The 15,096-nt window shown below is 37.5% G+C and carries 14 protein-coding genes; 10 read left to right on the top strand and 4 right to left on the bottom strand.

Going from position 1 to position 15,096, the window contains the following annotated elements; translation table 11 throughout:
- Nucleotides 1-15: 15 nt before the first annotated feature.
- Genes KJK34_RS07225 through KJK34_RS07185 form a run of 9 tightly spaced genes read left to right on the top strand, consistent with a single transcriptional unit; the run spans nt 16 to nt 7,045 of the window.
- Entirely contained in the window at nt 16-1,173 is a 1,158-nt protein-coding gene (locus KJK34_RS07225; RefSeq protein WP_223053183.1) for a PilN family protein, read from the top strand.
- Nucleotides 1,170-1,703 carry a general secretion pathway protein gene (locus KJK34_RS07220; protein ID WP_223053182.1) on the top strand — a complete coding sequence of 178 codons (534 nt, stop codon included), beginning with the start codon at nt 1,170-1,172 and terminating at the stop codon, nt 1,701-1,703. The genes KJK34_RS07225 and KJK34_RS07220 overlap by 4 nt, the downstream gene beginning before the upstream one ends.
- A 38-nt stretch (nt 1,704-1,741) precedes the next feature.
- Nucleotides 1,742-2,476, top strand: a complete 735-nt coding sequence (locus KJK34_RS07215; RefSeq protein WP_223053181.1) for a hypothetical protein — start codon at nt 1,742-1,744, stop codon at nt 2,474-2,476.
- A gap of 5 nt (nt 2,477-2,481) precedes the next feature.
- Nucleotides 2,482-3,411 (top strand): fibronectin type III domain-containing protein, encoded by a 930-nt coding sequence (locus KJK34_RS07210; protein WP_223053180.1) that lies wholly within the window; start codon nt 2,482-2,484, stop codon nt 3,409-3,411.
- Between the two features lies 1 nt (nt 3,412).
- Nucleotides 3,413-3,883: a hypothetical protein gene (locus KJK34_RS07205; protein ID WP_223053179.1), complete on the top strand. Its 471-nt coding sequence runs from the start codon at nt 3,413-3,415 to the stop codon at nt 3,881-3,883.
- The gene (locus KJK34_RS07200) at nt 3,880-5,142 is read left to right on the top strand and encodes a hypothetical protein (RefSeq protein ID WP_223053178.1); all 1,263 of its coding nucleotides are present in this window, start codon (nt 3,880-3,882) and stop codon (nt 5,140-5,142) included. The genes KJK34_RS07205 and KJK34_RS07200 overlap by 4 nt, the downstream gene beginning before the upstream one ends.
- Nucleotides 5,130-5,462 (top strand): hypothetical protein, encoded by a 333-nt coding sequence (locus KJK34_RS07195; protein ID WP_223053177.1) that lies wholly within the window; start codon nt 5,130-5,132, stop codon nt 5,460-5,462. Before KJK34_RS07200 ends, KJK34_RS07195 begins: the two co-directional genes overlap by 13 nt.
- Nucleotides 5,437-5,922: a PulJ/GspJ family protein gene (locus KJK34_RS07190; RefSeq protein ID WP_236937605.1), complete on the top strand. Its 486-nt coding sequence runs from the start codon at nt 5,437-5,439 to the stop codon at nt 5,920-5,922. Before KJK34_RS07195 ends, KJK34_RS07190 begins: the two co-directional genes overlap by 26 nt.
- Nucleotides 5,912-7,045, top strand: coding sequence for a type II secretion system F family protein (locus KJK34_RS07185; RefSeq protein WP_223053176.1), 1,134 nt, complete (start codon nt 5,912-5,914; stop codon nt 7,043-7,045). Before KJK34_RS07190 ends, KJK34_RS07185 begins: the two co-directional genes overlap by 11 nt.
- Before the next feature lie 617 nt (nt 7,046-7,662).
- Here KJK34_RS07185 and KJK34_RS07180 read toward each other — a convergent pair.
- Nucleotides 7,663-8,184 (bottom strand): hypothetical protein, encoded by a 522-nt coding sequence (locus tag KJK34_RS07180; protein ID WP_223053175.1) that lies wholly within the window; start codon nt 8,182-8,184, stop codon nt 7,663-7,665.
- A gap of 144 nt (nt 8,185-8,328) precedes the next feature.
- Here KJK34_RS07180 and KJK34_RS07175 point away from each other — a divergent pair, with 144 nt between their 5' ends.
- Complete coding sequence (locus KJK34_RS07175) at nt 8,329-8,847, top strand: DUF421 domain-containing protein (protein ID WP_223053174.1); 519 nt, start codon at nt 8,329-8,331, stop codon at nt 8,845-8,847.
- Here the strand turns inward: KJK34_RS07175 and KJK34_RS07170 are convergent, their stop codons facing one another.
- The 3 genes from KJK34_RS07170 to KJK34_RS07160 form a co-directional block, all read right to left on the bottom strand.
- The gene (locus tag KJK34_RS07170) at nt 8,848-9,585 is read right to left on the bottom strand and encodes an LVIVD repeat-containing protein (RefSeq protein WP_236937604.1); all 738 of its coding nucleotides are present in this window, start codon (nt 9,583-9,585) and stop codon (nt 8,848-8,850) included.
- A gap of 11 nt (nt 9,586-9,596) precedes the next feature.
- A complete protein-coding gene (locus KJK34_RS07165) occupies nt 9,597-10,094 on the bottom strand; it encodes an LVIVD repeat-containing protein (RefSeq protein WP_223053173.1) in 498 nt (165 codons plus the stop codon).
- Between the two features lie 62 nt (nt 10,095-10,156).
- Nucleotides 10,157-14,938: a T9SS type B sorting domain-containing protein gene (locus KJK34_RS07160; RefSeq protein ID WP_223053172.1), complete on the bottom strand. Its 4,782-nt coding sequence runs from the start codon at nt 14,936-14,938 to the stop codon at nt 10,157-10,159.
- Nucleotides 14,939-15,096 lie beyond the last annotated feature (158 nt).

Raw genomic sequence — 15,096 nt, 5'->3', positions numbered from 1 at the left:
CAATATCTGCAAAAAATGCTTAGCGGAAAAAAATTTATTGGTATTGAATGCTTTACAGGGCACAATACAAACCGTTATGCTTTTGTACAGGTAGAAAAAAAGAAAAATAATTTAGAAATCACTGCAAGTGATGTTAGAGATGAAGACGGGCTTAAAAAATATAAAGCGAAACATTTAACTGCACTTATTATAAATACTAACCAGGTGCTGCAGAAATTGGTTGACAGTACAGACCTGAATGATAAAAAAGTACTTCAGAAAGCATTTCCTAATATTAAGTCAGATGATTTTTATTATGAAATATGGCGAAAAAAAACAGTATCCTTAATTGCGATTTGCAGGAAAACATATGTTGATGAACTGGTAAAAAAAATTTCTCAAGATTTCAGGATATCTGCTATAGGTTTAGGGGTGTGCCCTGTTGCGGGCCTCACTTCTTTTACTGACAATAATTTTGTTTCAACAAATACGCATACAGTGGGTATTACTGATGAAAGCATATTTTATGTAACAGCAGCAAATAATACAAGTAGCACGATAAACGGCCTTACTATAAGCAGCAGCAACTTAAACGCTTTTAGTGCTGTACTTGGGCTATTAACCAACAAAGCAGAACAAATTAGCGGCAATACGGGTGATTTTAATAAAGAACTTTATAATAATGCGTATCAGCACATATTTTTTGAAAAGGCAATAACATTCTCAATCGGTATCATAATAACGCTTTTGCTCATAAATTTTTTAATCTTTAATTACTATTTCAAAAAAGTAACAGAACTTGAATCTACAATTTCTATAAGTAAATCCGAACTGATAAGTATCCATACAATTGCAAAGAAAGTAGAAGAAAAAGAAGCAAGGCTTAACAGTTTTACACGTAATGCTGCTTCAAAAAGTTCTCTTTTACTTAACAATATAGGCCGCTCTGTACCATCAACAGTACAATTATCTGAAATCACATACAAACCTTTATTTAAAAACATAAGAGAGAGTGAAAAAATTAGCTTTCAGGACAGCATTTTGCTTATATCGGGAAAGGTTTTAAATAATTCAGATTTTACCGATTGGGTTAATGATGTGCAACAGATAGAGGGTATTAAAAAGATTACTATTTCGCACTTTGGTAAACAAGATACTGATACAGAATTCTCTGTTAAAGCTGACATTGAATGAAACTGAACCTGAAAAATAAAGTTACGCTTTTAGGTATATGCTTAGTTATATATATATGCTACTCTTTTGCTTTTTCTAAAACAATAGAATATTATTCTCTTTATAAAGAAGATAAAAAAATTATTGAATCGGCTACTAACAGCGCTGCTGCTTTGCAGGAACTATTGGCAAAAGAAAAACAGCTTGACACCTTATTATCGCAATATAGTGTAAATGAAAATCAGTCAACACAAAATATATTACTGGAACAAATAACGCTGCTTGCTGCAAAACATAACCTTAAAATTACTGATTTTAGAGAGCCTCATGTTATTACAGAACAAAGCAGTAAAACAACAAGCTATTTATTTAGTGTTGAAGGAGGATATAATGCAATACTGCTATTGCTGAATGCTTTGGAAAATAACATTACCGTAGGGGCTGTAAAGCACGTATCCTTTATAAAAAAAAGAAACTATAAAACTAATACTGATTACTTAACATGTACAGTAATAGTACAAAAAAGTGAAAATATTAAATCTTTAAATTAATAGAATTAAGTTATTGTACTTTAGATATAATGAAATTTATGACAAACTTAAAATTACTAATACTGTTAGCCGTTATAATTGCAGGTTGCGAAACAGCCCGCATTAACAAAACAGAATACAGAATATCTTCAGCAACAACCGAACTGGGTAGCATTGGATTATCAACATCAACTTTTAAATTCAATAATAATTTCCAAACACGCTCATTTCCTTTACTTAAAAATAAAGTGCGCGTAGATATTACCCCGCTACCGTTTAATAAAAAGATATATACTATATACAATCAAAAGGCAAAACAAGACCAGTCAGCAGCAAAGATAAATTATGTGGATAGCCTTCCTATAAAACCAGAGTTTATAACAATTTCCCTACTTGATACAAAAGGATATATCAACGAGCTTAATGCTGACTATAATAAGGATATAATCACTTATCTTAAAGATACTGAGAATGCATCGGTAATAACATCATTGGCTATTGTTTTACCTAAGGAAGCACTCGCGAAAGTTAAAACTGCTGAAACGTTCTACTTAACCAATACCACTACAGACAGAAAGTATATGCTTACTTTATATAACGGAGATAAAGAAACCGAGCGTATAGACATAACATTATCTACTGTTGTTGGATATAGTATTGGAGAGTTTTGCTGGGCAACTGACAACAGGCAGCGATGGTATATAGCCGATATTGTTAAAGACAATACATCATGTAGCGGTGAGACCCGATCTAAAATTAAAGAAAAGAAGAAAAAAAGCATTTATAAAATGTAATTACAATGAAAAAACTTCTATATATACTACCCATTTTTTTACTTTTAAGTTGTGAAGAAATAATACTGGAAGATGATATTTCTGATGAAAGGATTAACCTGGTGGCTCCAGCGGATGATGCCCAGTTTTACTCTACAGGAATAACATTTACCTGGGATCCTATAGAAAATGGTACCCAATACAGAATACAGATTGCCAAGCCGGATTTTGATAGCCCTATGCAAATTGTAGCAGATAATATTATAGACACTACTTCTTTTACCACACAGTTAAATATTGGGCAATACCAGTGGAGGGTTCAGGCAGTTAATTCCGGATACGCAACAGCTTTTGCAACAAGATCATTAACAGTAGTAAGTAATGAGGATTTTGAAAGTAATACTGTTTCTTTACTAATACCTCAAAATAATCTTGTTACCAATAATAATACTCAAAATTTAACTTGGCAACCTGTAATTGGCGCTGCAACCTATAAGGTACAGATAATAAACAGTACTACCAGTACTACTGTACATGAACAGGATGTAAACGCTGCCTCACTTGCTTACACTTTTAGCAATGGTAATTTTCATTGGAAAGTAAGGGCATCTAACGCTGAAGGGCAAAACACTATGTTCTCTTCAAGGTCACTCCTTGTAGACACACAGGCACCTAACACACCTACACTTACTTCGCCTGTTAACCTTAGTATTTCATCAGATAATAATGTTACTTTTGAATGGAACAGAACTTCCCTTGCTGGAAGCACAGAAACTGATAGTTTGTATATATATAATAACAGCCAGTTGACTGACTTAGAATATAAAAATATACATACCAGCCCTTACACTAATTCTACCCTGCCTGACGGTACATACCACTGGTTTGTAAAATCTTTTGATGCAGCAGGTAATGCCGGCGCACAAAGCCAAGTATTTAGCTTTACTTTAAACTAAAATGAAAAATAAAAAGAGTATTTATTTCCTTCTGCCTGTTGTACTTTTTATATGGGGTATGGTTATTTACCAGTTTTTTTCCTTCAGCGGAAATGAAACGGTTCTTAACGCCTCTGCAAGTTATTCAAAAACAACCATAATTAAGCCTGAAAAACAAAGTTTTGCTATTGATGTAAACTACAGAGATCCGTTTTTAGGTAAAATGTATAATCCTCAACAGACAAAAAAAGGTCATGTATCGAAAGAGAAAAACAGACCAAAAGAGGTTATTTCTTGGCCATACATAGCATATAAAGGTATAGTTTCTGATACGAAAGACAACAATAAGGTATTTGTTGTGGTTATTAACAACAGTACTTTTTTTATGCAGGAAAAAGATACTGAGCAAGGTGTTACACTAAAAACAGGAAATAAAAATTATATAAATGTAGAATATAAGGGCCTGAAGACTAAAATAACTATACAGGAGTGATAAATTTTAAAAAGCATAAAATTTTTTCAGGGGCGCTTCAATTTACTATTTTCATTTCGGTAATTATTGCGCTGCTTCTTGCTGCTGTAATTATTCTGTTTTATACACACAACTTTTTTCTACAGCAATCACAAAGCCATAATCAACTCATTTCATTACAAAATGCAGGATTTAATTTCTTGAAAAAACAATCTAAATTAAGCCCTGACACGCTATCTATTAAACTATTAGAATCGGATAAAAATTATAATGTAAAAGTACATCTGTCCCAATGGGGAATTTATGAAAAGGCCTGCGTGAAAACTGCACACAGAAAGAAAGAATATACAAAAGTGGCTTTTTTAGGGTCTTCTAATCAAGACAGGCCGGCTCTTTACCTACAGGATAATTTTAAACCATTGGCTGTAGTTGGTAAAACAAAAATAGATGGTAATGTATTTCTCCCTGAACAGGGTATAAAAACCGGTAATATTGCAGGACATGGTTATTATAACAATAAACTAGTATATGGTAATGTAAATCAGAGTAATAATAAGCTTCCGGATTTATTGCATGAATATAGCAAGCATTTGTCGGGTTATTTTTTATTTACACCTTTAAATAATGACTATATAGATATTAGCCAAAAAGAAGTTATTAATTCTTTTACCGGTAGTACAAAAGCAATTGTCTCTTCTCATGATATAACGCTGCAAAATGTATCTTATACAGGAAATATAATAATACGCTCTGTAACAAAAATAACTGTTCGAAAAACAGCTAAATTGACAGATGTAATACTTGTAGCTCCTGTTATTGAATTTGATGATGGTTTTTCAGGAAATGTGCAGGCAATAGCTTCAGAGGCTGTAACATTAGGTAAAGACTGTAAATTAAATTATCCGTCTGCAATTGTGCTTAACCAGAGCGGTAACAGTTTGCCTTTTAACTATAAGAACAAAATACACATTTCAGAAAACTGTAATTTTAAAGGTACATTATGTTTTTTTTCAGATAGTGCAGATAACAACTTTATGCCAAATATTTATATAAGTAAATCATCTGTTATTAAGGGAGAAGTAATGTGCGAAGGTAATCTTGAAATGCGTGGAGAGGTTAAAGGTAGTATCTACACAAAATACTTTGTAACAAACGAAACAGGGTCTATATATGTGAATCATTTATATAATGCCGAGGTTTCGCCCAAAGAACTTCCTGCTAACTTTTCCGGTATATTATTTAAAAATCAAACCAAAGGTATTGCTAAATGGCTGTATTAAAAAAAATAAAATCGGCAACATTAATCGAAACTCTCATAGCTACAGTGCTCATAGTTATAGTGTTTATGGTAGCAAGTCTGGTACTGAATAATTTACTGCTGAATTATTTTTCAGCTAAAACACATGAGGTAGAAACCAGGATTAGAGAACTTGAATATAATGTACAGCATGGAAAGATAAAAGCTCCGTATACAGAAGAATTTAATAATTGGAGAATCATAGTGCAATTAAAAAATGAAAGGGCTGACACGTGGGTAGTTTACAGGGCACAAAATAGTAAAAATCAAAAAGAAATTGTGGTTAGCAGGCTCTATGAATAATAGAAAAGTAAATTCTTTCACGCTATCAGAAATGTTAGTTGTAATGATAATTACCGCTATTGTAGTTGGTATTGCTTTTAGTGTTCTTAGCCTGGTGCAGCGCAATATTGAAAAAATAAAAAACAATTTAAATATAACTACAGAACTTTCTCTTTTTGAACAGCGTCTATACACTGACTTTAATGAACATAATTATATTACAAAAGAGAATAATAAGTTGATGCTGGTTTCTGATATTGACACACTAATATATAATTTTAATGGAGAGTTTCTTATCCGCAACACAGACACAATACCTTTAAAGTTAGATATTATAAGTACTTCTTATTTTGGCAATAAGGTAGAGAACGGAAATGTAGATGCAGTTTATATTTCTGCAATAAAGGAAATAAATGATTACGGTATATTTGTTTCAAAACAAAATGATGCTGTACAATTAATGAATACAGATGGCTTTTAAATTAGATAAAATTGATAATAAAAAAGCTGATAAGTCATTTAGTGATACTGTCAACGAATTACTTAAAAAAGAAATTGTTCTTTTTGGAGGGGGGTTCGGTAATAAAAAAAAGCAACGTTTTTATCTTGAGCTATCTGTTTTACTTAATGCCGGCATAACTATAAAAGAAGCCTTATCTTTAATTACGGAATCTCAAAAAAAAGAAAAAGATAAACTGCTTATAAAAGGTGTAGAGAAAGAAGTTATTAACGGAAAGCCGTTTTCTGAAGCTCTATACAATACCAAACAATTTTCTGAATATGAATATTTTTCTTTAAAAATTGGAGAAGAAACAGGCACTACAGCACGGATTAGTAAAGAACTGGGGGAATTTTATGAACGCAAAAATGAACAAAAAAGAGTAGTTGTTTCTGCACTTACATATCCGTCAATCGTTTTATCTACAGCAATACTTGTTATTATATTTATGCTAAGCTATGTAGTTCCAATGTTTGAAGATATTTTTAAGCAGAATAATATGGAGCTGCCCTTTCTAACAAAAATAATCGTAGAACTTTCTGCTATTGTTAAATCATCAGGCCCTGCACTGCTTCTTTTTTCTGTTATAATTTTTTTCGCAGTAAAATATTTTAGTAAAAAATATGCCTTTAAAAAGTTTTTGCATGAGTTTTTACTGAAAGTACCTGTTGCAGGTTCATTTATAAGCAAAGTTAATTTAGCACAGTTTACACAGGCTGTAGCGCTTTTAACAGCGTCAAAAGTGCCCTTGCTAAATAGTATACAAATGGTTCATAAAATGACCGGTTTTGTTCCGCTGAAAGAAGCACTTAACCAGGTTGAACGCAAAATCCTTAAAGGAGAAAGCCTTAGTGAAAGTTTAAAGGGGAGCAAGTTATTTGACAACAGGATAATATCTTTGGTTAAGGTTGCTGAAGAGACAAATCAGACCGAATATATCTTTAGCCAGCTCAACCAGCAGTACAGCGATGAAGTACTTCAGCAATCTAAATTACTTTCAACAGTACTGGAACCCATAATTATAGTCATTGTCGGGCTTATTGTTGCTGTATTACTAGTAGCTATGTATTTGCCCATGTTCCAAATTAGCAGTGCGATTGGGTAGATTCTTTTGCTGTCCTCTATGATTAGCCTAGGACAGCATTGACATACAAATATACAATATCGTATTGTCTATTACTTGTAGAAAAACTAAATAAAAAAGCATGCAACCATATTAAAATTGAAATACGGCAATAGAAAGTATAAAATGGAACTGATTCAACTTTAGTATTTGATAATAAGATGCAAATCGGTTACAGGGAGCTTATTCTAACATTTAATAAATGAATTACCGAAATAACTTTTGAAGTAAAATGATAAATAAGGTGATCATTCAAAACGCAGGTAATATTATATGGGCATACGTATAATTACAATACCGAAATAAAATAGCTTTTAAAGAACTGAGATTGGAATATCTCAATCCTTTTTTTTAGCTTATATATTATCTGTATATGATTTGGTAAATTAGCTGGTGATATCCTGTTTTAGCTATGGTTGTAATATGCACACAATTAGGCATACATATTTAACCCAATCACACTAGAATATTAAATATTAGCTTAAAGAGGAAGTTGGTTCAAATTCAGAGATTAATTGATGATTGGAGTTTAGAGAAGTGGAGCTGATTGCTTAGTTAATAGGGAGTAATGTAATAAGTAGTATTTTAAGTATACAAACCTAAACCCTGTTTTCAGAATAATCTACAATGCTTTTATAAAAATCAATGAGCGCTAAGAGCGCGCCTTTTTTTTCAGAAAATGCTACATTAAAATCGGTTATAAGCGTTTTTATACCATTGTCTGTTAGCGAACAACTAATTTTAGGTTCAAATAGATTATCTCTTGCAATCAACTCTAAATTTGTGGAGTAAAACAATTCTTCAATAAACTTTTTAAAAACTACATCATGACATTCTACTCTTAGGATATTCGCTTTACGGTAAAGCAACCTGTAATACTGGCTCCTGTTGGTGACTAAAAACTGCGGAATAGCTTCCGTGTTTTTAATCTCCATTTCTATTTTTGCCATATTATGGTTCCCTGATTCATAATTTATAGTAATTGTATTGCTTTTATAATCCAGCTTTAACCGATAATAGGTCACAAATACTTTTGCCCCCCTGAATCCATTAAACATAGCTTCTGTAAAATCAAACTCCCCTTTTTCCTGTTCTGCAACTGCTGCAAGAATTTCCTTCATCTGCTATATTATTTTGGTAAATATAGAATATTCTGTAATACATACGGCAGCCCGGTGCAAGGCCGGATACTTTTAATGCTTTATTAAACTGCTGTTATATCTGTAATGGGTTTAGTAACTTGTATAAGATAAAACTAAATGCCCATGAACAAGATATTTTTTGACAGTTGGGAAAGTATAGTGCGCACTGTTATTATTACTGTATTAGCCTATATAACCCTTGTAATCATGCTCCGCATATCAGGCAAACGGACACTTTCTAAAATGAATGCATTTGACTTCATCATCACAATCGCATTAGGTTCGGCTTTTGCGACTGTAACGCTGAATAAAAATGTAGCACTTGTTGACGGAGCGCTTGTATTTTTCCTACTTATAGGGTTGCAATACACCATTACATGGCTTTCGGTACGTTATAAGCCCGTAAAGAAAATGATTACCAGCAGGCCTTCTTTACTACTATATAAAGGCGAAGTCTTTAACGATGTGCTTAAAGAACAACGCATTACCATAGAAGAAGTATATGTAGCTGCACGTAAACAAGGCATAGGCAGCCTATCTGATATTGATGCCATGATACTGGAAACCGCCGGCGAAATAACCGTTATATCTAAATTAAAAGATGACGATAACCAGACACTGCAAAACGTGGCTAAGAAATAATTAAAATGTGATGCTGCTAACCTCTGTTATAGCTGTAATGTCAGATGGGTTAAGGCTGTATCGGTAAACACCTTCATTACCTATTGCAAATAGCGTATCATCTTTAATTATAACATCAAAGCAATAACGGTTGATGCTGGTAACAAGTGCCGGGGCTTCGGGGTCTGTTACATCAAAAACTTTTATCTCATCATCACAAACAAACAGATAGTTATTATACAAGCCAATACCTGTTGGCTCGGTAAGGTTACGCCTGTGTACCAGTAACGGATTTTCCCTGTCGGCAATGTCATATATTTCCAGCGCATTGATATTGTTACCGCACCATGTGGTGGAATGCAGTGTTACAAATGCATGTGTTTCTGTGGCTATAACAGGGTCGCAGGCAGTAAAGTGCTGTACAGCGGAAAGCATTTGAGGAGCTTCAGGATTTTCAACAGAATAAATAAACATTCCGTTTGTAGAACCGATATAAAGATAATCTCCTTCAGAGGACAATGTTTCAATGTTGAAACCTACATTTATGGTATTTACCTTTACAGGTTCAGCTTCATTAAGCAAAGAAAACACATTAAGGTTAGAATGATCTACAGCATAAAGGTAATTTCCTTTAAGTACAAAAACAGCAAGAGAGCCTCCGGTACCGTCAGTATTTGCAGCAGCAGTATCACTGTCGGCAGAGCAGCCGCTTAAAAACATAATAAGCAGGGCCGGCAACAATAGTATATATTTTTTCATGATCTTTTTAGTTATTTAAGTTGCCAGTCAATTATTATCTCATCATTGTCTAAACCGGTATAGCTGGCATCGGGAGCCTCTTTTTGAGGAAAAACGTTACGGTTGCGTTTGGTAACCTGTATAGTGTTAGTGTCCGGGTTATATTGCAATGTAAGGAGGTCAACCGCCTGGTTAATGTAAATGGTGTTGTTGCGCACGGCAAGATCGGTAGCGCCGGGTGTATTGATAAACGCTACGGGCAACGGGTTTTGCGGATTGGAGTAGTTATAGACATGAAAACCCTGATTCTTATCGTTGATGAACATGAGGTTATCCTTAATATAAATCTTTCCGGCTTTTTCAATAGCATGCGGTGGTAAAACCTGTACAGCGCTTTCCAGTTCGGCACGGGTTATTATTACAGCTTCATAGTTGTTCATCGGCGGGATATCGTCATCCACGCAATACCAGCAGCAGCCTGTAAGCAAAAATAATTGCAGGCTGCACAAAGCAGGCAAAAGTTTTTTCATAGCAGTGTGTTTTTATTCTAAGATGCAGATAATGAGAAAGGTTGCGTTAAGCAAAATTAAATTTATCTGATAAGTGAAAAATGTGCTTTAAATTCTTTCTTACTGCCGTTGGAAGATGTGTAGAACAACTTAAACCAGTAATCGGTTGCCGGGAGCAGGTTGCCTTCAAGGGTGCCATCCCAACCCGGGGTGCCGCCTGCCACATATCCTACAATTTTACCATATCGGTCAAAAATATAAATGCTGGCATCATCCCTTCCTTTAAGCCCTTCCACAAACCATGTGTCGTGCTCGCCATCTCCGTTAGGGCTGAAATAGCGCGGGTAATTAAGCGCATATACCTCGGCAATCGTTAAGCCGCAGCCATTTTTATCCCTCACGGTAATAAGGTACTCCCCTTCTCTTATTCCTGTAAATACCGGTGAATCCTGGTAGCCGTTCATGTTAAGCTGGTATTCATAATCTCCCGAGCCACCCACTACGTTTACAGTAACAGTTTGTGTGTAAGAGAAATCCTGCCCAACCTCTACATTTATTATTGCTCTTGATGATGGTATAACAGTTGCGGTTGTGCTGCCCGTACAGCCTGTTTGCAGGCTTGTAACCTCAACAGTATAGGTGCCGGGTTCGGTAACGGTGATGTAGCCGTCTGTGCCAGGTATAATATCTGAATCTTTATACCAAACAAAAGAATAATCAGTGGCAGAAAGCCCTGTGTTCAGTTCTGCGGTACCATATTCGCCTGTTTCTATATCCCTGCAAATTGTCCCATCATTTAAATCAGGCTGGGGCGCACCTGTAACCCAAACTGAGAATTCGGATGTAGCGGCACATTTATCAGGTTCCTGTACGGTATAATAGACAATTACATTACCAGAAAATAAAGCCGTCAGTTCTCCTGTGCTGCTTATGGTAGCCCGGTTTTCATCGCTAACCGACCAGGTTCCGTCAGCTACTGTAGCGGTAAATTGTGCTATATCATTTTCGCAAACCTGTGTTGGTCCCGCTATAGTGCCGGCATCAGAAACTGCAGGGGGCTGGTTTACGGTTACCTGTGCTGATGCTGTACAGCCATCACCATTACGCACAGTTATTGTATAAGTGCCCGGTACAACATTGGTAAAGAGGTTACCCGGCTGGAACGATATTCCATTGATACTATATCGGATGTCGGCACCCGCAGGCGACTCTACCGTTATAAAACCTCTGCTGCTATCGCAGTCGGGCTGCTCTACTGTCACAACAGGTATTGCGGGTACTTCTGGGGCATCATAAATAGTTCTTGGTAACGATGTTGCCGTACAGCCCGTACTGTTTTGTACGATAACATTATAAGTTACTCCCGGGGTAAGTCCTGTAAATTCAGGAGATGCCTGAAAGTTTATTCCATCTACGCTATATGTCAGTCCCGCGCCCAAAGGAGAAACAACGGTAATTGCGCCGGTAGGGTCTGTGCACGTAGGCTGGGTTGCCGTTATCTGGGGTTGCTGCGGTATAGGCAACGGTGCGTTAACCGCAACAGGAGTTGTTACCGATATGCAACCTGCATTATTTTTTACTGTTATGGTATAGGAACCCTGCCCCAGCCCCGAAAAGGTTGTTCCCTGCTGAAAGCTTACACCATCTATACTATAGGTTAAACCTGCACCTGTTGGCGAAGTTACTGTAATAGTTCCTGTAGCAGAACTGCAATCCGGCTGTGAAACGAGTACACCGGCAACAGCAGGAGTGCCGGGAGCAGGATTTATAACTATAGATGATCCTGCAAGACAGCCGTCAGGACTTTTTGCCAATATGGTATAAACACCGGGAACAAGCCCCGTAAACAATGTACTGCTTTGGTAGTTGGTGCCGTCTATACTGTAGGTATAACCACCGCCAACTGGCGAACCAACTGATATGGCGCCTACTCCTGTTAGGCAATCAGGTTGCGAGGCCGATAGCTGTGGCGATGGTGCAAGCGCCGGAGGCGCATCTATACTGAAGTTGCCCGATGTAGCCGAACAACCGAAATTATTAAGTACGGTTACGGTATAAGTACCTTCTGCAAGTCCTGTAAATACATTACTAACCTGGTAATTAATACCATCTAAACTATACATAATCCCTGCTCCGGTAGGGCTGTTTACAATCAACGTACCCCAAGGCATACTGCAATCAGGTTGTGTTGCTGTAACCACAGGTACGGCAGGAACTCCGGGAGCATTGTTTATAACAACAGCTGATGTAGCAGTACAACCATCTGTATTTAAAACAGTAAGCGTATAATTACCCGGAGCAACACTTATAAATGTTGTACTTGGCTGGTAATTGACACCGTCAAGGCTATATGTATATTGAGGGCCGACAGGTGCGTTTACAGTTACCTCTCCTGTAAAAACAGTACAATTGGGCTGGGTAATAGTCCGATTTATTGCAGGTACAGGTGTCGGAGCAATATCAATAGTATATACTGAAGATACCGCAGTACAGCCCTGTGCGTTTTTTACTGTTATTGTATAATCTCCTGCTGTAAGCCCTGAAAACACTGTTGAAGATTGGTAGTTAATACCGTTAAGGCTGTAGGTAAGCCCTGCCCCTGTAGGTGAGTTTACGGTTAAAGTACCCGTTGCAATAGTACAGTCAGGATTTGATACTGTTGCAACAGGAACGGCAGGCGTTGGCGGTTGCGCATTTATAACCGCCGTGGTAGTTGCGTTACAGCCATCTGTATTAGTTACTGTAACCGTATAGTTACCGGATGCAACATTATTAAATATGGGTGAAGCCTGAAAATCTGTACCATTAATACTATAAGTATAGGCTGCCCCCAACGGAGCAGTAACAGTAATTGTCCCGTCAGCAACTGTACAGGTAGGCTGTGCAACACTAATTGTTGGTGTTGCAGGTACTGACGGCGCTGCATTCACAGTAACTCCATTTAGTACAGAGCTGCACCCAAACTGGTTTAAAACAGTAACCGAATAAGTTCCTGCCGAAAGTCCGCTAAATGTTGTTGTCGCCTGAAAGTCGGTTCCGTTTATGCTATAGATGTAACCTGTGCCTGTAAGGCTGTTTATTGTTATAGTACCTGTGGCAATGCTGCAATTGGGTTGTGAAACAGATACATCAGCCTGTGCCGGCAGTTCATAAACCGTAAAAGGAACCTGTGTACTCCCTGCACCTGTACATTCGTTTGCGGCTACAGTATAAGTTACTGTATAATCGCCGGGTGTGCTTGCTGCAGGATTAATTTCACCTGTAGCTGCGTTTATATCAAGGCCGGGTTCTGCACCAAAAATACCTCCTCCCGTAAAACCGTCCGCTGTGTCAGGCAGTAGGGCTGCACTACCTTCGCAGGCAGCTTCGGGTAGTGTAAATCCGGTTACGGCATCACCCGGAGGGTTTACTGTAACTGTTATAGCAGCTGAGACACTTTCGCAGCCATTAGGCGCTATCTGGCTCACATAATAGGTAAAGGTTCCTGTAACAGCCGTACTGGGTACAGGAGGCGCTCCCGTGAACCAGTTAATCGTATTTCCCGGAGAGGGAGTTGCCGTAAGCTCAGTGGCTGTTTCTCCCTGGCAGTAGGTAACGTCCTGTACAACCGGTGGCTCAACCTCATCTCCTGTAAAAGATATTTCTAATGTACTGGTGCAATACTGAGTAACCCAGTCAAAATAATACATTCCCTCTGCAGAAAAACCTGATATTGTAGTATTACCGGAAGATGCATTTGCTATTACCACTTCGGACGGATTTGATGCATGAGGCACCCACGTACCTGTACCTGCCGCATTTACATTTGCTATCAGGTCGCCGCAATTCATACTGTAAGGGTTGGGCGATAATATACCGTTGTTGGCGGTAAAAGTAATGGCATCAAGGTAATTGCCCACACTGGCGCCACCTACACTTGAAACCGACTGGAATATAAAGCGTGTTACGGTTTGCCCGGCAGGAACATTATACGTACCGGTATTATAGCTCCACGCAGTGTTACCTGTAGATACAGGCGAACCCACAGGCGTATATGGCCCGCCCGGAGGCCCTGCCAAAAGCTGGCAGGTATCTGTACCCTGTCGCCCGCGGTGGGCAAAACCATAGGTAAAAGTTGTTACCTCGGGTGTCTGGTAATCCTGGTACACACCCGAAACGAGGTTAGCATTAAGCTCTATAAACTGTATGCCACTGTAGGCAGGCACGTTTTCATAATTCGGCACAGGCCAGTACTCCATCATCTGGTCGCTGGCTGTTGTGCGCCAGCCCTGTACCACGTTATGATTCAGGAAAATTGGGTATATGGTAGCTGTAGGCGCAGGCGACTCAAAATCAAAATTTATTGTTGTGATAACGCAGTCGCTCTGGTTGTTGCCCGATGGTGGCGGTGGCGTAGTTACACATACACTAAAAGTAGTTGCCGTTAAAGATGGGTTTGCAGTATTGAAGTAAAGCCTGAGTTTGTAGGTATTACCTACGGTTAAAGAAGTAGCTAAAATAACATTATTGATACTGCAATACATCTGGGTTAAAGTACCGCAATCTGCACCTTCATATAAAACCATGGCAACAGGCTGAGGAGTACCTGTAAAATTTGATAATGCTACCGTATGCGATGTTGCCGTTGCAGTAAACTGGTACCATATATCACCTGTTGTTGCGGGGGTACAGGTATTGCCTTCCGGAGATACTGTTGCAGCCGAAAATGATGCTACGGATGTTGCCGTGCATGCAGTACCGGAATTAACGGTAAGCGTTGTTGCATTTGCACAATTATCGTTTACAGGGGCAAATGCATTGTTGGCTTCCGCAGATAGATTTATAACAAATAAGGTTAAAAACAGAAAGAGTATAGTTTTTTTCATTAGTTATGCAGGTTTAGCAACTAAAATTATGTTAAAAACATACACAAAACAAAATACCCTACCTTAAATTCACAAATAAAGTACTTAAAGTTAAAGTTTTACTTCAATAAAATAAGAATCCCCCTGCCAAAAAGCAGGGGGATCTTTATATTTACAAT

The sequence above is a fragment of the Flavobacterium coralii genome (assembly GCF_019891545.1).
GTDB lineage: Bacteria > Bacteroidota > Bacteroidia > Flavobacteriales > Flavobacteriaceae > Flavobacterium > Flavobacterium coralii.
This window is presented reverse-complemented; position numbering and strand designations above follow the sequence as displayed.